The sequence below is a fragment of the Sorangium sp. So ce367 genome (assembly GCF_051520455.1).
In the GTDB taxonomy this organism is placed as follows: Bacteria; Myxococcota_A; Polyangia; order Polyangiales; family Polyangiaceae; genus Sorangium; species Sorangium cellulosum_B.
In genome coordinates, this window is record NZ_CP150334.1 from 10,742,753 (window position 1) to 10,756,775 (window position 14,023).

The 14,023-nt window shown below is 72.1% G+C and carries 12 protein-coding genes; 5 read left to right on the forward strand and 7 right to left on the reverse strand.

Annotation, left to right across the window (positions count from 1 at the left end):
• Window positions 1–4: 4 nt before the first annotated feature.
• Window positions 5–781, reverse strand: coding sequence for a 3'-5' exonuclease (locus WME97_RS40700; protein ID WP_437545809.1), 777 nt, complete (start codon window positions 779–781; stop codon window positions 5–7).
• Entirely contained in the window at window positions 778–1,863 is a 1,086-nt protein-coding gene (locus WME97_RS40705; protein WP_437545811.1) for a DsbA family protein, read from the reverse strand. Before WME97_RS40705 ends, WME97_RS40700 begins: the two co-directional genes overlap by 4 nt.
• Before the next feature lie 59 nt (window positions 1,864–1,922).
• Between WME97_RS40705 and WME97_RS40710 the strand changes: the two genes are divergently transcribed.
• On the forward strand, window positions 1,923–2,720 hold the full coding sequence (locus WME97_RS40710; protein WP_437545813.1) for a response regulator transcription factor: 798 nt from the start codon (window positions 1,923–1,925) through the stop codon (window positions 2,718–2,720).
• A gap of 73 nt (window positions 2,721–2,793) precedes the next feature.
• Here the strand turns inward: WME97_RS40710 and WME97_RS40715 are convergent, their stop codons facing one another.
• Complete coding sequence (locus tag WME97_RS40715; protein WP_437545814.1) at window positions 2,794–4,164, reverse strand: OmpP1/FadL family transporter; 1,371 nt, start codon at window positions 4,162–4,164, stop codon at window positions 2,794–2,796.
• 135 nt (window positions 4,165–4,299) lie between these two features.
• Between WME97_RS40715 and WME97_RS40720 the strand changes: the two genes are divergently transcribed.
• Entirely contained in the window at window positions 4,300–4,989 is a 690-nt protein-coding gene (locus WME97_RS40720) for a hypothetical protein (RefSeq protein WP_437545816.1), read from the forward strand.
• Between the two features lie 13 nt (window positions 4,990–5,002).
• Here WME97_RS40720 and WME97_RS40725 read toward each other — a convergent pair whose 3' ends face one another.
• From WME97_RS40725 to WME97_RS40740, 4 genes are all read right to left on the reverse strand, one after another.
• The gene (locus WME97_RS40725) at window positions 5,003–6,199 is read right to left on the reverse strand and encodes a metallophosphoesterase (protein WP_437545818.1); all 1,197 of its coding nucleotides are present in this window, start codon (window positions 6,197–6,199) and stop codon (window positions 5,003–5,005) included.
• A gap of 99 nt (window positions 6,200–6,298) precedes the next feature.
• Window positions 6,299–7,219 (reverse strand): hypothetical protein, encoded by a 921-nt coding sequence (locus WME97_RS40730; RefSeq protein ID WP_437545820.1) that lies wholly within the window; start codon window positions 7,217–7,219, stop codon window positions 6,299–6,301.
• A 232-nt stretch (window positions 7,220–7,451) separates the two neighbouring features.
• Window positions 7,452–9,557: a hypothetical protein gene (locus tag WME97_RS40735; RefSeq protein ID WP_437545822.1), complete on the reverse strand. Its 2,106-nt coding sequence runs from the start codon at window positions 9,555–9,557 to the stop codon at window positions 7,452–7,454.
• A gap of 70 nt (window positions 9,558–9,627) precedes the next feature.
• Window positions 9,628–11,631 (reverse strand): SpoIVB peptidase S55 domain-containing protein, encoded by a 2,004-nt coding sequence (locus tag WME97_RS40740; protein ID WP_437545824.1) that lies wholly within the window; start codon window positions 11,629–11,631, stop codon window positions 9,628–9,630.
• A gap of 144 nt (window positions 11,632–11,775) precedes the next feature.
• Between WME97_RS40740 and WME97_RS40745 the strand changes: the two genes are divergently transcribed.
• Genes WME97_RS40745 through WME97_RS40755 form a run of 3 tightly spaced genes read left to right on the forward strand, consistent with a single transcriptional unit; the run spans window position 11,776 to window position 13,806 of the window.
• Complete coding sequence (locus tag WME97_RS40745; RefSeq protein ID WP_012240189.1) at window positions 11,776–12,018, forward strand: hypothetical protein; 243 nt, start codon at window positions 11,776–11,778, stop codon at window positions 12,016–12,018.
• A 10-nt stretch (window positions 12,019–12,028) separates the two neighbouring features.
• The gene (locus WME97_RS40750; protein WP_437545826.1) at window positions 12,029–13,024 is read left to right on the forward strand and encodes an aldo/keto reductase; all 996 of its coding nucleotides are present in this window, start codon (window positions 12,029–12,031) and stop codon (window positions 13,022–13,024) included.
• Complete coding sequence (locus tag WME97_RS40755) at window positions 13,021–13,806, forward strand: phytanoyl-CoA dioxygenase family protein (protein ID WP_437545828.1); 786 nt, start codon at window positions 13,021–13,023, stop codon at window positions 13,804–13,806. Before WME97_RS40750 ends, WME97_RS40755 begins: the two co-directional genes overlap by 4 nt.
• The last annotated feature ends 217 nt before the right edge of the window (window positions 13,807–14,023 follow it).

The window sequence follows — 14,023 nt, forward strand, 5'->3', positions numbered from 1 at the left end:
GGCGTCAGCTGGGCTTCGAGGTCGGGGGCGGCGCCGCGGCAGGAGCCTTCCGCCAGAACTTCCGCGCTTCGTCCTGCTGGCGGACCAGCCGCCGCTGCTCCTGGATCAGGCCGCCGTAGGCGCGAGGCACTCGCGGATCCTTCGCGAGCGCGTACAGGACCTGGAGCGCCGCCTCGGCGTCGTCCGTCGCGCGGTGCGCCTTCTCGAGCGAGATCCCGAGCCGAGCGGCCATGTCGCCGAGGGCGCGGCTCTCCTCGTTCTTGTAGAGCTCGCGGGCGAACGTGAGCGGATCGACCCAGTCGACCTCGCGCCGCATGGCGGGCGGCGGCTCGTGCGGGCGCATGCCCACGCGCTCGAGCTCGGCGAGCAGGAACGAGCGGTCGAAGGTGGCGTTGTACGCCGCGGGGATCGCCCCCTTGAAGCAGCCGAGGATCTCCTCCGCGACCTCGGCGAACGACGGCTTGCCTTCGACGTCCGCGTCCTTGATCCCGTGGATGGCGGTGCTCTCCGCGGGGATGGGCCGCCCGGGGTGGATGAGCCAGTTGTAGCGCGTCAGGATCTCCCCGGAGCGGCCGATGACGATGCCGAGCTCGATGATCCGATCGCCCGCCGGATCGCGCCCCGTGGTCTCGACGTCGACGAAGGCGATGGGCTGATCGATCCAGGCGCTGCCCGCGTCGATCTCCGACGCGACGCCGACGGCGCGCACCTTGAGGAGGTGCGCGATCCCAGGGTAGTGTCGGCCCGTCGGGAAGCAGCCGCACGGGTCGGCGACCTTCACGGCGTCCTCGGCTTGGCGGGCTGGACGGGTGCAGCCGAGGTCGCGGGGCGCGCCGCGCCGCCCGCCGGCGCGCTGGTCCCGGCGGCGGGGGTCGCGCTGGCCGCGGGGGTCGCGCTGGCCGCGGGGATCGCGCTGCCGGAGGGCGACGCGTCGCCTGGCTTCGGGGGCGCAGGCCGCGGCGTCTTGCCGAGGAGCTCCAGCTCGAGCTTGACCCACGCCTCGAGATCCTCGCCGGGGTTCGAGAGGAGCTGGAGGTTGACCTCGCGACCGTTGATGAAGACGAGGGGCGTCCCCTCGAGCCCGACCCCGTCGGCCTGCAGCTTGTCCTTGTCGATGCGCGCCTTGGTGTCGGTCGAGACGAGGTCGGCGCGGAACTTCACCATATCGAGCTTGAGCCGCTGCGCGTAGCGCTCGAGGTCGGCCTGCTCCAGTTTGTCCTGGTTCTCGAAGAGGAGGTGGTGCATCTCCCAGAACTTGCCCTGGTTGAGCGCGGCGGTCGCCGCGCGCGCGGCGGGCTCGCCGTGGACGTGCGCCGAGAGCGGGTAGAACTTGAAGACGAGGCGCACCTGCCCGTCGAAGCGCTTCACGAGCCCCTCGAGCAGCGGCGACATCAGCCTGCAGAACGGGCACTCGAAGTCGGCCCACTCGACGATCGTGATCGGCGCGTCGGGCGGCCCCATCTCCGGCGAGCCGTCGGTGGCGAGCGTCTTCACCTTGTTCGCGTCGAAGCGCATGTGGAACGCTTCGTCGCGCTCCTTCTTCGACCGGCCGTCCTTGACCAGATCGAGCAGGAGCTGCGCGGCGGGGAGGCACGCCTTGCACGGGCGCTGCTCCTTCACGCACTGCGCGATGCTCACGGGCGTGTCCGGGCAAGGGGAGAGGAGCTCGGAGACCTGTGCCCCCCACTCCCGGCGTTCGCGGGGAGTCAGCGAGGAGGTGTCCACGCCCGGCAGCGAGACCGACACCTCCGGGCTCGCGGCCGGTTTGGGCTCGTTCGAGCTCGGGTTCCCAGGACAGCCCGTGGCGCCGATCGCGAGCAACGGCAACGCGAGGAGCGGCGGCATCCAGCGCAGGAATGACATCGCGGCGCGAGCTTAGTCGGACCCCTTGCGAGATGCTAGCGCGGGTGTAGCGTCAAGAGGTGCGGAGCGTCCTCTACCGCTTCCCGGATCTGCAGCAGTTCGAGCAAATCGTGTGCGATCCGGAGGAGCGTGACCTCGAGCTCGGACTGCCCGCGGGGGAGGTCGTGGCCGATGGCGAGTGGGTGCTCGCCATCTTCGAGCTGGGCGAAAACCGCCGCGCGACGTCGGCCGCGGCGTGCGCGTCGGTCTCACCGGAGGGGGCGCGGCTCACGTTCGAGCCGCGCGACTGGCATCGCCTCGCCCACTTCGCGCGGACGGAGGCGCCCCGCCCCGGATCCGTGCCCGACACCGACGCCGCGGCGCTCCTCCGTACCGCGGACGGGGCCGGGCCCGCCGCGTCATCCGGCGTCCAGGGCGCCGGCCCGGCGGGCCGGGCGCCGCCGCCCCCTGCGCCGCCTCGGCTGAAGGGCAAAGGCTCACGGGTCCTCGTTGTCGACGACGACCCCCACATCCGCGAGCTCCTGTCGGCGATGCTCGAGGCGGTCGAGCTCGCCGTCGTCGCCGTCGCCAGCGCGGAAGAGGCGCTGGCGCGGGTCCGCGGCTCACCGTTTCACCTCGTGGTCCTCGACTGGAACCTCCCGAAGATGACCGGCATCGACCTGTGCCGGACGCTGCGGCAGGAGCCCGGGCTCCGCGATCTCCCGGTCCTCTTCCTGACGGCGCACGCCTCCTCGCAGGACATGGTCGAGGCCTTCGCCAGCGGCGCCGACGACTACATGGTGAAGCCCTTCCGCGCCCCCGAGCTGGGGGCTCGCATCTTCAGCCTGCTCCGCCGGACCCGGCGAGGCACCTCCTGAGGCGCCTCGCCGCGGCGCAGCGGCTCCGCCGCGACGCGAGTTCGCGCTCGGTCACCGCACGCAGATTCCGCGCTCAGAAGGCGACATCGACGTTGAGGTTGATCACGCCGATGCTCTGCGCGTAGTGCCCGCCGGAGTCGGGAGCCCTCGAGTTGGGGTGCAGGCCCGCGGTGATGCTGTCCCCCGTGGTGTCGCGGCTGACGTAGAACAGGTGGGTATACGACGCGGCGAGGTGCAGCTGCTTCGCGACATGGAAGCGCCCGCCGAGGGCGAACGAGACATCGTGGAAATCGACGCCCGATGGATCCAGGGTCTCGTCCGGAACTGCGTTGGAGTCGTACCCGACGCCGCCGAAGACCTCGATCGCAGGCCGCGGCCAGTGGCTCCAGCCCACGCGAACGCCGAACGTGTCGTTCCAGCGGCGGGGGATGTTCTGCACCACGCGGGCGCCCTCTCCGGCGAAGCCGTCGCTGTCGATCTCGCACGCCGCGCCGATCTGGGTGAGGCACTGGTTTTCCATCGAGCTCCACCGCGTCCAGTCGCCGAAGAGCCGGACCTCGAAGCGCTCCGCCGGGACGAAGCGGGCGCCGAGCCGCACGATATCCGGCAGGCCTTGGTGCAGCTCCACGTCGCTCGGGGCGTTCGACACGCCGCTGAAGCGGTTGGTGAGCGTGCCCTCGAGCGACTCTCCCCCCGTGACGTTCGGCCTCGACTGGTACGACGCGCCGATCCAGAGCTGCTCCGGCACCGCCTCGACCAGCGCGCCGACGCCGAAGCTCGCGTGGAAGCCGCTCACCTCGAGCAGCGAGCGCCCCTCGGTCGCAAGGAGGTTGTCGCCCGAGGCGTTGCGGGCGCGCACGGTGTTGACCTGGGTCCGAATCAGGTTGCCGGAGAGGCCGAGGCTGAGGCGGAGCGCCGGGATCTTGTAGGCGGCGGCGAGGGTGAAGAACATCGCCTGGAGCGAAGACTCGATGGAGTGCCAGCGTTGCACGCCGTCCACCGGCCCGGCGAGCTCGCGATTGCCCTCGAACGCCGCGTTCGTGTCCCAGGACGCGGCGCCGCCGAACGGCACATAGACGCCGGCGCCCAGCGCCAGATCGCCGAGCCTGGCCGACGCGCCGAGCATCGGCGCGGCAGCCACGTTGAACAGGCTCGCCTCCCCCGTGTTCGCCCGCGGCACCGTCACGTCATCGGTCGCCGCCGCCGAGTGCGTGTAGGACGCGGCGCGCAGCGCGATATTTCCGTCCAGGAACAGATGAATCCCCTCGCTCTCGGCGAGGCCTGCGGGGTTGTAGTAGACCGCGGTCGGATTGCTCGTGATCGGGTTGCCGTGCTCGCCGCCAAACCGCGCGGTCGCGAACCCACCGGCGAGCGCGGATCCGGTCCAGGCGAGACCGCCGAGGAGGCCGACGGAGATCGCGAAACAGGGGCGGTTGATGGACATATCCGGTGTTCTCGATTCTGAGGGCGGAGGAATGCGGCGCCTGCGGCGGACCCTGCATGGTAGGGTTGCAACACCTGCCACGTCGGGGAAGGTTCTACCCGCTCAAGTCAAATGTCACCTTTCGCACGGTGTCAAATGCTTTTCTCCCGCACCATCCGGACAACGCTCGCCTCAGCTGCCCTCACTACCGCCGCGCTCCTCATCGGCTGCGCCGACCCGGAAGGCAGATACGATGACTTCGAAGCTCGCGATACCACGATCCGCGAAGACCAGAGCAGCGGCGGTGGTGGTGGTGGCAGCGACGGAAATGGCGGCGCTGGAGGCGGCGGGGACAACTGCCTGCCGGAAGCGGGCGCCATCGACGGCGATTTCCTCTTCAGCCTCTCGGCTTATCTCAACCCGCGGGCCCCTTTCCTCTTCGTGGCCAGCCTGACCACCGAGGCCAGCGAAGGCGGCCTGAGCTTCTCGCTGACCTTCCAGCCGCTCGTGGCCGCCGATCGCAGGACGCCCACGGGCGAGCCGTTCGATGTGGGTCCCTTCGCGCTGTCCGCCGATGGGAAGTTCACCGCGCAGCTGCCCACGCTCATCGTGCCGGGCGACGCCAACCCCATCTCCGGCAACGAGCTCGAGGCCACCATCACGCTCACCGGCTCCCTCTGCGCGCCCGCCGACTTCATCTGTGGCGTCGTCACCGGCAGCGCGGCGAGGCCGATCCCCCTGAACCTCAAGGGCTCCAACTTCGCCATGGAGCGAATCGCCGATCCGAGCAGCTACCCGGCGCCGGTCATCAACTGCAAGAGGGACCCGGCGAACCCGCTCCCGTGAGCGCCCGGTCGGGTCACGCCACGGCCTCCGCCGCGGCGGCGCCTTCGAGCTCGATCAGCGAGATCTCGGACGGCGCGCCGACGCGCATCGGCGGCCCCCAGTAGCCCGTGCCGCGGCTCACGTAGATCTGGCTGTCGCCGTGCGAGGACAGCCCGGCCACGTAGGGCTGGTCGAGCCGCACGAAGAAGTTCCACGGGAAGATCTGACCACCGTGGGTGTGGCCGCTGAGCTGCAGGCCCACGCCCCGCTCCGCGGCCTCCAGGATCTGCTTGGGCTGGTGCGCGAGGAGCACGAGCTCCCGAGAAGGGTCCCGCCCCGCGAGCGCGCGCGCGAGGTCGGGGCCATGGCCGCGGCCCATGCCGCGGGAGCTCCAGTCGTCCACGCCGGCCAGGTCGAAGCCGTGCTCGCCGTCGCCGATCGAGACACGCTCGTTGCGCAGCACCGTCACGCCGAGCCGGCGGAGCTCCGCGATCCACGCCTCGGCGCCGGAGTAGTACTCATGGTTGCCCGTCACGAAGAAGACCCCGTGCCTGGCGCGCAGATCGGCGAGCGGCGCGGTGTGCTCGCGGAGCTCTTCCACGGAGCCGTCGACGAGATCGCCGGTGATCGCGATGAGATCCGGCTCGAGCGCGTTCACGCGCGCGACGACGCGCTCGAGCCAGGCCCGGCCGATCGTCGGGCCGATGTGGAGGTCGGTCAGCTGAACCACGCGAAAGCCCGACATGGCCGCGGGGAGGCGGCGCAGGCGGACGCGCACCGGGCGGACGGCGACCTCGCCGAGGGCGCTCGCGGCGCCGGCGACGCCGAAGCCCATGGCGAGCGCTCCGGCCGCGCCCGCGAGGGCGCGCGAGAGGAAGGTACGGCGCTCGCCGTCGAGCGGCTGGTTCAGCAGCGCGGTGACGCCGTGGGCGCCGAGGCGGACGAACTCGGAGGTGAGCAGGAGGAAGAAGAGCAGGACGGCGAGCCCGACCCACGTGTAGACGACGCCGGCGACGACGCCGGCGATGTGCCGGGGCAGCGCGCGGGTGAGCAAGAGGCCGAGGGGCACCAGCGACGCGAGCACCACCAGGGCCACGCTGCCGACGCGGTGCCAGAGCGGGCCGAGCTCGGGCGCGCGGATCAGGCGCTGCCAGAGGTAGTAGTGGACGCCTGCCACGATGGCGCTGAAGACAGCGATGAAGACGACGAAGGAGAGGAGAGGCCGCTGCACGCGTCCAGCATGACCACGGCGGCGCGCGCCTGCCGCTCCCATCCGCGCCGGAGCCAGGCTCGACAACATTTCTTAACGGAGCGACGCGGCGGACGGCGGCTACGACGTGCTCACGCACACGCCGAACCCGGCGGGGTAGATCGCGCTGCCGCCCTGGCACTTGGCGCCTGCGCCGCATTCCGGCGCCCTGCTGTCGATCCGGCAGAGCTGCTTGCACTGGTTCGTCAGCATCGAGCACACGAAGCCGGGCGCGCACGGGCAATGCTCGTCGGCCCGCCCCTCGCCGGGCACCACGCAGCTCGTCGTCCCATCCTCGCGGACGATCGTGCAGGTGAGGCCCGTCGGGCACACGCTGTCGTTCAAGAGCTCGCAGTTCATCGCGGGAACACAGACGGGTATCGGGACCGGAGCCCTCGAGCTCGCCCCGGCGACCGACTCGGCCATCGGTCGCTCGTCGCAGTACGTCCCCGCCGCGCAGCTCTCGACGTGACCACAGCAGTACTGCCGGCACACGCCGCCCTCCCCGTCGGCTGCCACGCACCCCAGGCCAGCCGCGCAATCGGCGGCGCTGTGACAAGGGCCGCCTGCCTCGAAGCGGCCCGCCGGCTGGCAGCTCGGGATCGCATCGCCGTCGTCGAGCACGAGCTGGCAGTGCAGCGTCTGCGCGGCAGGGAGCCCCGTCCCTGTGCCCGCGCCGCCGTCCGAAGAGCACTCGGTCGGCTCGCCGCCTGGGGTGCAGCCATCGCCGCACAGGTAAGCGAAGCGGGTGTAGGGATCCTGCGCCTCCGGAGCGGCCGGGATGTTGACATCCTCGCTCACGCCGCCGCCGCCGGCGCTCGCGGGCGGAGGGCTGCCACCCGATTGGGCCGACTCGCTCTCGCTCCCCCCACTCCCGAACATCCCGCCGCCGCCGTCGTCGTCGTACCCACCCGCCGAGGCGTCGCCCATCGAGCACGCCGAGAGCGCGACAACCCAGGCCGCCACGAGACTGGAAAGCAGACCGGCGTGGTGTGAGCTCATTCCAGGACCACCAGAAAAGCACAAGCGGAATGAGCGTATCATGTCGCCTCCTGCATTCACAGAATGTGCCGATTCTGTGTGTCGTCCCCAGGGCGCCGAGCGCAACCTGGGTGGGGACGCCGTCCTGTGCGCCGCGAACACGGGGGCGCCTCGCCTGCGGGCATCCCTGGCGCAAGCATGACGCCCGTGTCGCACCGAGCGCCGGGCCTCGCGCGATGGTGTGTGATGGCGCCTACCGCGCCTCGATGTCGCGGGTGACCACGTTGCCCGCGCTGTCATAGGCGCGCACCGCGAGCAGGTGCGCGCCCGGCGGCACGATCGCGCCGAGATCCGCCTCAAACGGCTCGACAGCCTCGTCGAAGACGCCGTCGCTCGGGAAGATGGGCCGCCACTCCTCCAGGCCCGCGATCGAGACCTCGATGCGCGCGACCGGACCGAGGCCGTCCCCGACCTCGCCCGTGAGCCGGCGCCCCTGCAGCGCGAGCGCCCGGAACACCGGCGGCGTGCTGTCGACAAGGACGGTGCCCGACTCGAGGCTGTGGCGCAGCGTGCGCTCGGGCGGGTTCGCCAGCTCGTCGCTCGCCTCGACGAGGATGCGGTACTCGCCTTCGGGAAGCGCGGTCGTGTCCCATACGTGCTCGGCGCGCGTCACCTTCTCGCCCGGCTTCAGCAGGCTGCGCCAGGTCGACTGCCCCTCCATCCGGTAGGAGAGGCGGTAGCGGAGGTCGTCCTGATCTGGATTGTCGACCTTCCATGTCAGCTGGAGCGCGCTCACGGGCTTCGGTGCCTCCCCGCCCGACGGCGGGAGGCTCGAGCGAGAGGGCTTCGTCTGCCCCTTCGGCGCGGCCTCGATCGACGTGACCACGGCGCGCGCGTTGTCGGTGACGAACGAGAGCTTCACCTCGCGGAGCACCGCGCCCGGATCGCGGCGCCAGCGCGCGCGGATCTGCGCGAAGCGCGCCGGAGGGCTCTTCACGTCGCCCGGCGCGGCGAGCGCTGTGGACCACGGGCTCCAGGTGCCGTCCGGCGCGTCGGTGTTTCCGCTCCGGGTCTCGAGCTCCAGCGCGCCGTCGGAGCGCCACGAAAGGCGCCCGAACGTGGCCCGCAGCCCGGCGTCGAGCACCTTGCTCGTCCACACCGCGTCGGCGCCGCCGACGCCCTTCACCTCGTGGAAGACCGCCGGGTCGGTGGTCGCGACGAACCTGCGCCGCCCGGCCATCAGGAAGGCGCCGACCTGGCGCTCGTCGGTGTCGGCGACGAGCCGCGCGACGTGGTTGTCGCTCACGGCGTAGAGCTGGCCTTCCGCGCCGGTCCCGACGTACGGCGTCAGGTCGTCGCCGAGGCCGAGCGAGACGTAGTGGGTGTCGTCGTCGCTCATCATCTTCTCGGCGACGCCGCTCCGATCGAAGCGCATGAGCAGGCCCTTGCCGGGCTTCGGCGCGCGCGCCGGCTGCGGCGACGGCGGCCCGCTCCGGTTGCGCTTCGGGGGGGCAAACGCCTCGGCGTACTTGTTGGCGATCGCGTAGATCGCGCCGCCCTTCGCGCCCGGCGCGATCGCGATGGCCTTCACGTCGTCGGCGTCGAAGTCGTAGAGCACGGTCGCGCGCCCGGGCGCCGTGAGCTTGTAGAGGAGCGCCTTGCCGTTCGAGCCGGCGTAGACGGCGCCGTCGTCCCCGACGGCGACGCACATGAGGTGCGGCTCGTCGCTGTCGAAGTACACCTGGGCCTTGCCCGCGGCGTCGACGCGGAACAGCTTCCCCCCCGAGCCGGTCGCCGCGTAGAGCGCCTTCGCCCTGGGATCGTACGCGAGGCCCCACACGTCCTCGGTGTCGGGGAGCTCGGCGAAGACCTTCGCCGGACCGCCGTTGCCCGCGCCGCGCGGCAGGCGGAAGAGCTTGCCCTCGGGGAAGGTCCCCGCGATGACGTCGCCACCTTCCGCGAGCGCGAGCGCGCTGACCGCCATCTGCCCGGTCGTGGCCACGAGCGCGACCCGGCCGCCCGAGACGCTGTAGATCTTCCCCTCGTTGCCCGTGCCGAGCAGCACCGTCCCGTCCGGCAGCACCACGGAGCTCCAGATGGACGTCGCGTCCGGCAGCGGCGTCGCGCCGAGCGTCAGCCCGGCGCGCACGGCGCCGTTCGAGTCCACGCTGACGCCGGTGAGATCCCCGCCCTTCAGGTCCTCGAGCGATCGGAGCTCGAAGCTGCGCGTGCCCACCGCGTGGGCCGGCAGCGCGACGAGCCCCACGGCGGCGACGGCGGCGGCGAGGAGCCTGCGCGGAGAGGGGACGGCGCGAAGGTGAGGCGTTCGGGAATGGGCAGAAGAGCGCTCTGTGCTCATGGGTCGCAAGATGGAGGGGGGTCAGGGAGAGGGGGGTCAGCGAAGAGAGGGAGGCGGGAGACCGGCGGGCTCAGCGGAGGATAGGCCGGACCGTGACGCTCACGGAGTCTTTCCCGACCAGGAAGCGCTTGAGGGACACCGGCACCTGCACCTGCGCGCCGAAGGTCTCGGGCGCGTCGGACGCGGAGCTCGGGCGCAGCGTGTCCATCGCGCCCGGGGGGAGCCGCGAGGCGACCTTGCCGCGGTACGCCGCGCCGTTCTCCCGGAGCCGGAACGTCGCGACGACGCTCTCCGCGTCGTGGGTCTGGCTCGGCAGCATCGCCACGAGCTCGGCGACGTTGTTCGGGGTCGCCATCGGGCGCTCCACCTCGTAGCCGGGCGCGAGATCGATGTCCACCTGGCCGCCGGCGAGCTCGCGCGGCACCGGCACCTCGATGACGCGCGACTCGATGGGGCCCTGATGGGGCTGGAGATCCAGGCGGATCCGCGCGGGCGCGCCCGCCTCGATCTCCGGCTCGAGCACCTTCGCGCCGCGCAGCAGCACGACCTCGCGGTCGAACGTGACCTTCACGCGGGTGTCGACGCGCTCGATCGAGACGTCCTCCCAGGGGTTGTTGAGCAGGGCCCCCATCGCCCGGACGAGCCGGCTGCGGACGAAATCGTCGCTGCTGAGCGGGGTGCCGTTGCCGGCGCCGAAGTCGACGAGCGAGATGGTGCCGTAGCGCCCGATCTTCACCTGGCTCACCGCCCGCCAGGTCATGTCCCGCCGCTCGGCCGTCGTCGCCTCGACGGCGTTGCCGACGGCCATCGAGACGAAGGCGGGCGCGAGGAACTGATCGTGCGCGACCTCGACGTTCCACGTCGGGTGCGGCGCGCCCGCCACGCCGTCGATCTGGACGCGCATCGGGAAGACCGGCGCCTTCGCCGAGCTGTCGACGACGATCGCGGCCTGGCGATCGTTCACCAGCGTGCCCAGAGGCCGCACCGCCTCGCCGATCTTGAAGCTCCGGTTCTGGCTCGCGAGGATCCAGTGGACCCGCGCGATCGCGGCGGGGAGGTTCGTGACGCCGCCGTTCATCATGGGGTGGCCGAACGCGACAAGCTTGTCGCCCGACACGCGCGTGACCGTGCCGATGCCCATCGCGGAGATGTCGCCGCGCACGAGCTCGACGCCGATCGCCCCCCCGTCGACGTACTTGGTCGGCGCGCCCGGCTCCGGGCTCGCGGACGAGCCGCCGCCGGCCTGCATCGGATCGAGCCCCATGGGGCCGAGCAGATCGCTCGCGATGCGCAGCGACGTCCCGCCGAGCCCGCCGAGCATCACCGGCGTCGAGGCGCGCGCGAGGCTCGTCGATTCGGGCGGGGCGAGCGACGGCGCGACGCGCGCGGCGATCTGGCTGGCGTGGCCGGCGAGGTCGTAGGCGTCGACGGCCCCCAGGAAGCCGCGGCTCCCGTGCAGGCGAGCGGGCGCGGCGGCGCGCGGCGGCGGCGCGCCGCCGGCGCGGCTCACCGGGGCCGGCAGCGGGCCGCCGACCTTCGGGGCGATCCCGCGCGGGAGCGGACGCGCGAGCTCGTCGAGCATCGACTTGATCGGGGTGACGCCGGCGATCGCCTCCGCGCCGAAGAGCCAGCCGTACGCGTAGGCGCCGATCATCTTGCCGTTCAGGTAGATCGGGCTGCCGCTCATCCCCGCCACGGTGCGCGCGACCTCGAGGCGCGGGTGCTGCGTCTTGACGAGGACGAGGTCCTGGTTCGGCCGGAAATTGCGGAGCGTCGAGATGACCTCGACGTCGAACTTCTCGGGCGTGGTGCCGGAGAAGACGGTGAGGCCGTACCCCTTCATGCCCGGCTTCACCTCGGAGAGCGGCAACGTATCGGGCGGAGCGGAGATCGCCTGGGCCGCGCCGACGCCGACGGCGACGCTGCACGCCGCGCCGGCGAGCAGGCTCAGGGGGATGAGGCGGCCGTCGCGGTCGACGAGGGCGCGGATGGCGCCCGCGATCGCCCTCGCGCTGCGGGTCGCGAGCGGGGCGGCGCGCGCGATGAGGAAGGAATCCGGACGAAAACACGGCATGTTGCGCAGAGGCACGGGCCAAGCTTAGCCCGGATTTGGTAGCGCGACAGAGCGGGGGCTCCGGGCGCGCCGGGAGGTCGCCGCGCTGCCCGGGATCGCCGTTTTCCAGAGGCGGGGCGCGCCGGCGACGCTAGGCTTCGCCCCGTGAAGGATATCGCGGCGACCGCGACGCTCGTCCTTTCGTTCGCCGCCTGGGTGACCACCCACGTCGCGCTGGCCGCGCGGCTCGCGCTCCGGAGCCAGCCGCGCTGGCGCGGGCTCGTCGCGCTGGTGGTGCCGCCGCTCGCGCCGATGTACGGCTTCCGGCTGGGGTGGCGGCGGACGAGCACCCTGTGGCTCGTATGGTTGATCGTGTACGTGCTCGCGCTCCTCGTCGCGCGGGCGTGAGGAGCAGGGCGTGGCGCCTGACGTGAAGGCCGACGACGTGAGGGCGGGAATGACGGCGAAGCGGCGCCCGGGCGCGCCGCCCGCGATCCTCGTCGGCACGATGAATTTCGGCGGTCGCACGCCGCCCGATGAGGCCGAGCGCATCACCCTGCGCGCGCTCGAGCGAGGGATCACCGCGTTCGACACGGCGAACCTCTACCAGGACGGCGCGTCCGAGCGGATCCTCGGCCGGGCGCTCCGGGGCCGCCGGGCCGAGGCGCAGATCGCCACCAAGGTCGGCCTGCGCCGCGTCCGGGGCAGGCCCGAGGGCCTCGGGCGCGAGCGCGTGATCCGCGCCGTCGAAGAGAGCCTCGCGCGCCTCGGCACCGACCACGTCGACGTCTGCTATCTCCACGCGCCGGACACGGAGACGCCCATCGAGGAGACGCTATCGGCGATCGACGCCCTGCTCGAGCAGGGGAAGATCCTGCAGTACGGGGTCAGCAACTTCGCGTCGTGGCAGATCCTCGAGATCATTGCGCGCCGCGACGCCGTCGGGAAGCCGCGCCCCGCCGTCTCTCAGGTGCTCTACAACGCGCTGATCCGCCAGCTCGACGTCGAGTACGCCGCCTTCGCGCGGCGGTACGCGCTGGCCACCGCGGTGTACAACCCGCTCGCCGGCGGGCTCTTGACGGGGCGGCACGCGGGGCCGGAGGCGACGCAGGCGGGCTCGCGCTTCGAGGGCAACCGCCTCTACCAGCGCCGGTACTGGAGCAGGCGCATGTTCGAGCTCGCGGCCGGCTACGCCGCGGTGGCGGCGGACGAAGGGATGAGCCTGCTCTCGCTGTCGTACGCCTGGCTCGCGGGGCGGGACGTCGTCGATTCCATCCTGGTCGGCCCGGTCCGGGCAGAGCACCTCGACGCGGCGGCCGACGCCGTCGGGCGCCCGCTCTCGGAGGAGGCGGCGCGGCGCATGGACGCGCTCTACCGCGATCACCTGGGCACCGACGCGAGCTACGCGCGATGATCGATCTCCTCCTGCCCGAGGCCAGGGACCTCGATCTCGCGGGCCCCCTGGCCGACTACGCCGCCCGCGGCCACGCCCGCCTCGGGCGCGTGATGACCGACGCGGGGCTCGCGGCGCTGCGCGCGCGCTCGGATGACCTGATGCTCGGGCGCGTCACGTACCCCGGTCTCTTCTTCCAGCACGACGCCGCGTCGGGCCGCTACGAGGATCTGCCGTACGGCAAGGGCTACCAGGGGCCGAGCACGTCGTACCGGAAGCTCGAGAAGCTCGAGAAGGACCCGCTGTTCCTCGCCTGGATCGAGAACCCGCTCTTCGAGAGGATCGCGCGCGCGCTCATCGACGGAGAGGTCTCCATCTACCGGGCCGTGCTCTTCAACAAGGCCGCGTCCGGAGGGACGCCGCTGCCGTGGCACCAGGACGGCGGCAGCTACTGGGGGCTGGATCGCGACCCCGAGCTGCAGATCTGGACAGCGCTCGACGACGCGCCCGCCGGCGGCGGCTGCGTGGAGGTGCTGGAAGGCAGCCACATCGACGGGCTCGCGACGCCGCTCGGCGGCGTCATTCCGATCGACCGCGTGCGCGCGGCCGACGCGGACGCCCGCAAGATCGCGCTGCCGGCGCGCGCGGGCGAGGCCCTGCTGATCCACAACTACCTCTGGCACTGCTCCGCCATGAACCGGAGCGGCCAGCCGAGGCGAGCGTTCACCGTCTGCTACATGAGCAGGGCGACCCGCTGCCTCCGGAAGAAGAAGGCCCCACGCACGTTCACGCCGGTGTTCTGAGCTCCCCCGGGCAGGCGGCCTCGGCGCGGCGGCCCCCCGCTCTCCAGCCCTCTCCTTCCCTATTCCCCTGGCTTCCCCGGAACGTTCCCCGGCCGGCGTGACGTTTCGACAATTTTTCGAGCCGGTGTCGCATCCAGTTCGCCCCCGTGTCGTAAGGACGGACGCCTGCACCCGCGGCAAAGTGCCGCGCCCCCGCGGCGACCTGCCGCGGCGTGGA

Coding starts and splice junctions, on each gene's coding strand:
- WME97_RS40740 (WP_437545824.1), bottom strand. CDS start 11,631: ATGCCGTGTTTTCGTCCGGATTCCTTCCTCATCGCGCGCGCCGCCCCG.
- WME97_RS40730 (WP_437545820.1), bottom strand. CDS start 7,219: ATGAGCTCACACCACGCCGGTCTGCTTTCCAGTCTCGTGGCGGCCTGG.
- WME97_RS40715 (WP_437545814.1), bottom strand. CDS start 4,164: ATGTCCATCAACCGCCCCTGTTTCGCGATCTCCGTCGGCCTCCTCGGC.
- WME97_RS40705 (WP_437545811.1), bottom strand. CDS start 1,863: ATGTCATTCCTGCGCTGGATGCCGCCGCTCCTCGCGTTGCCGTTGCTC.
- WME97_RS40755 (WP_437545828.1), top strand. CDS start 13,021: ATGATCGATCTCCTCCTGCCCGAGGCCAGGGACCTCGATCTCGCGGGC.
- WME97_RS40735 (WP_437545822.1), bottom strand. CDS start 9,557: ATGAGCACAGAGCGCTCTTCTGCCCATTCCCGAACGCCTCACCTTCGC.
- WME97_RS40720 (WP_437545816.1), top strand. CDS start 4,300: ATGCTTTTCTCCCGCACCATCCGGACAACGCTCGCCTCAGCTGCCCTC.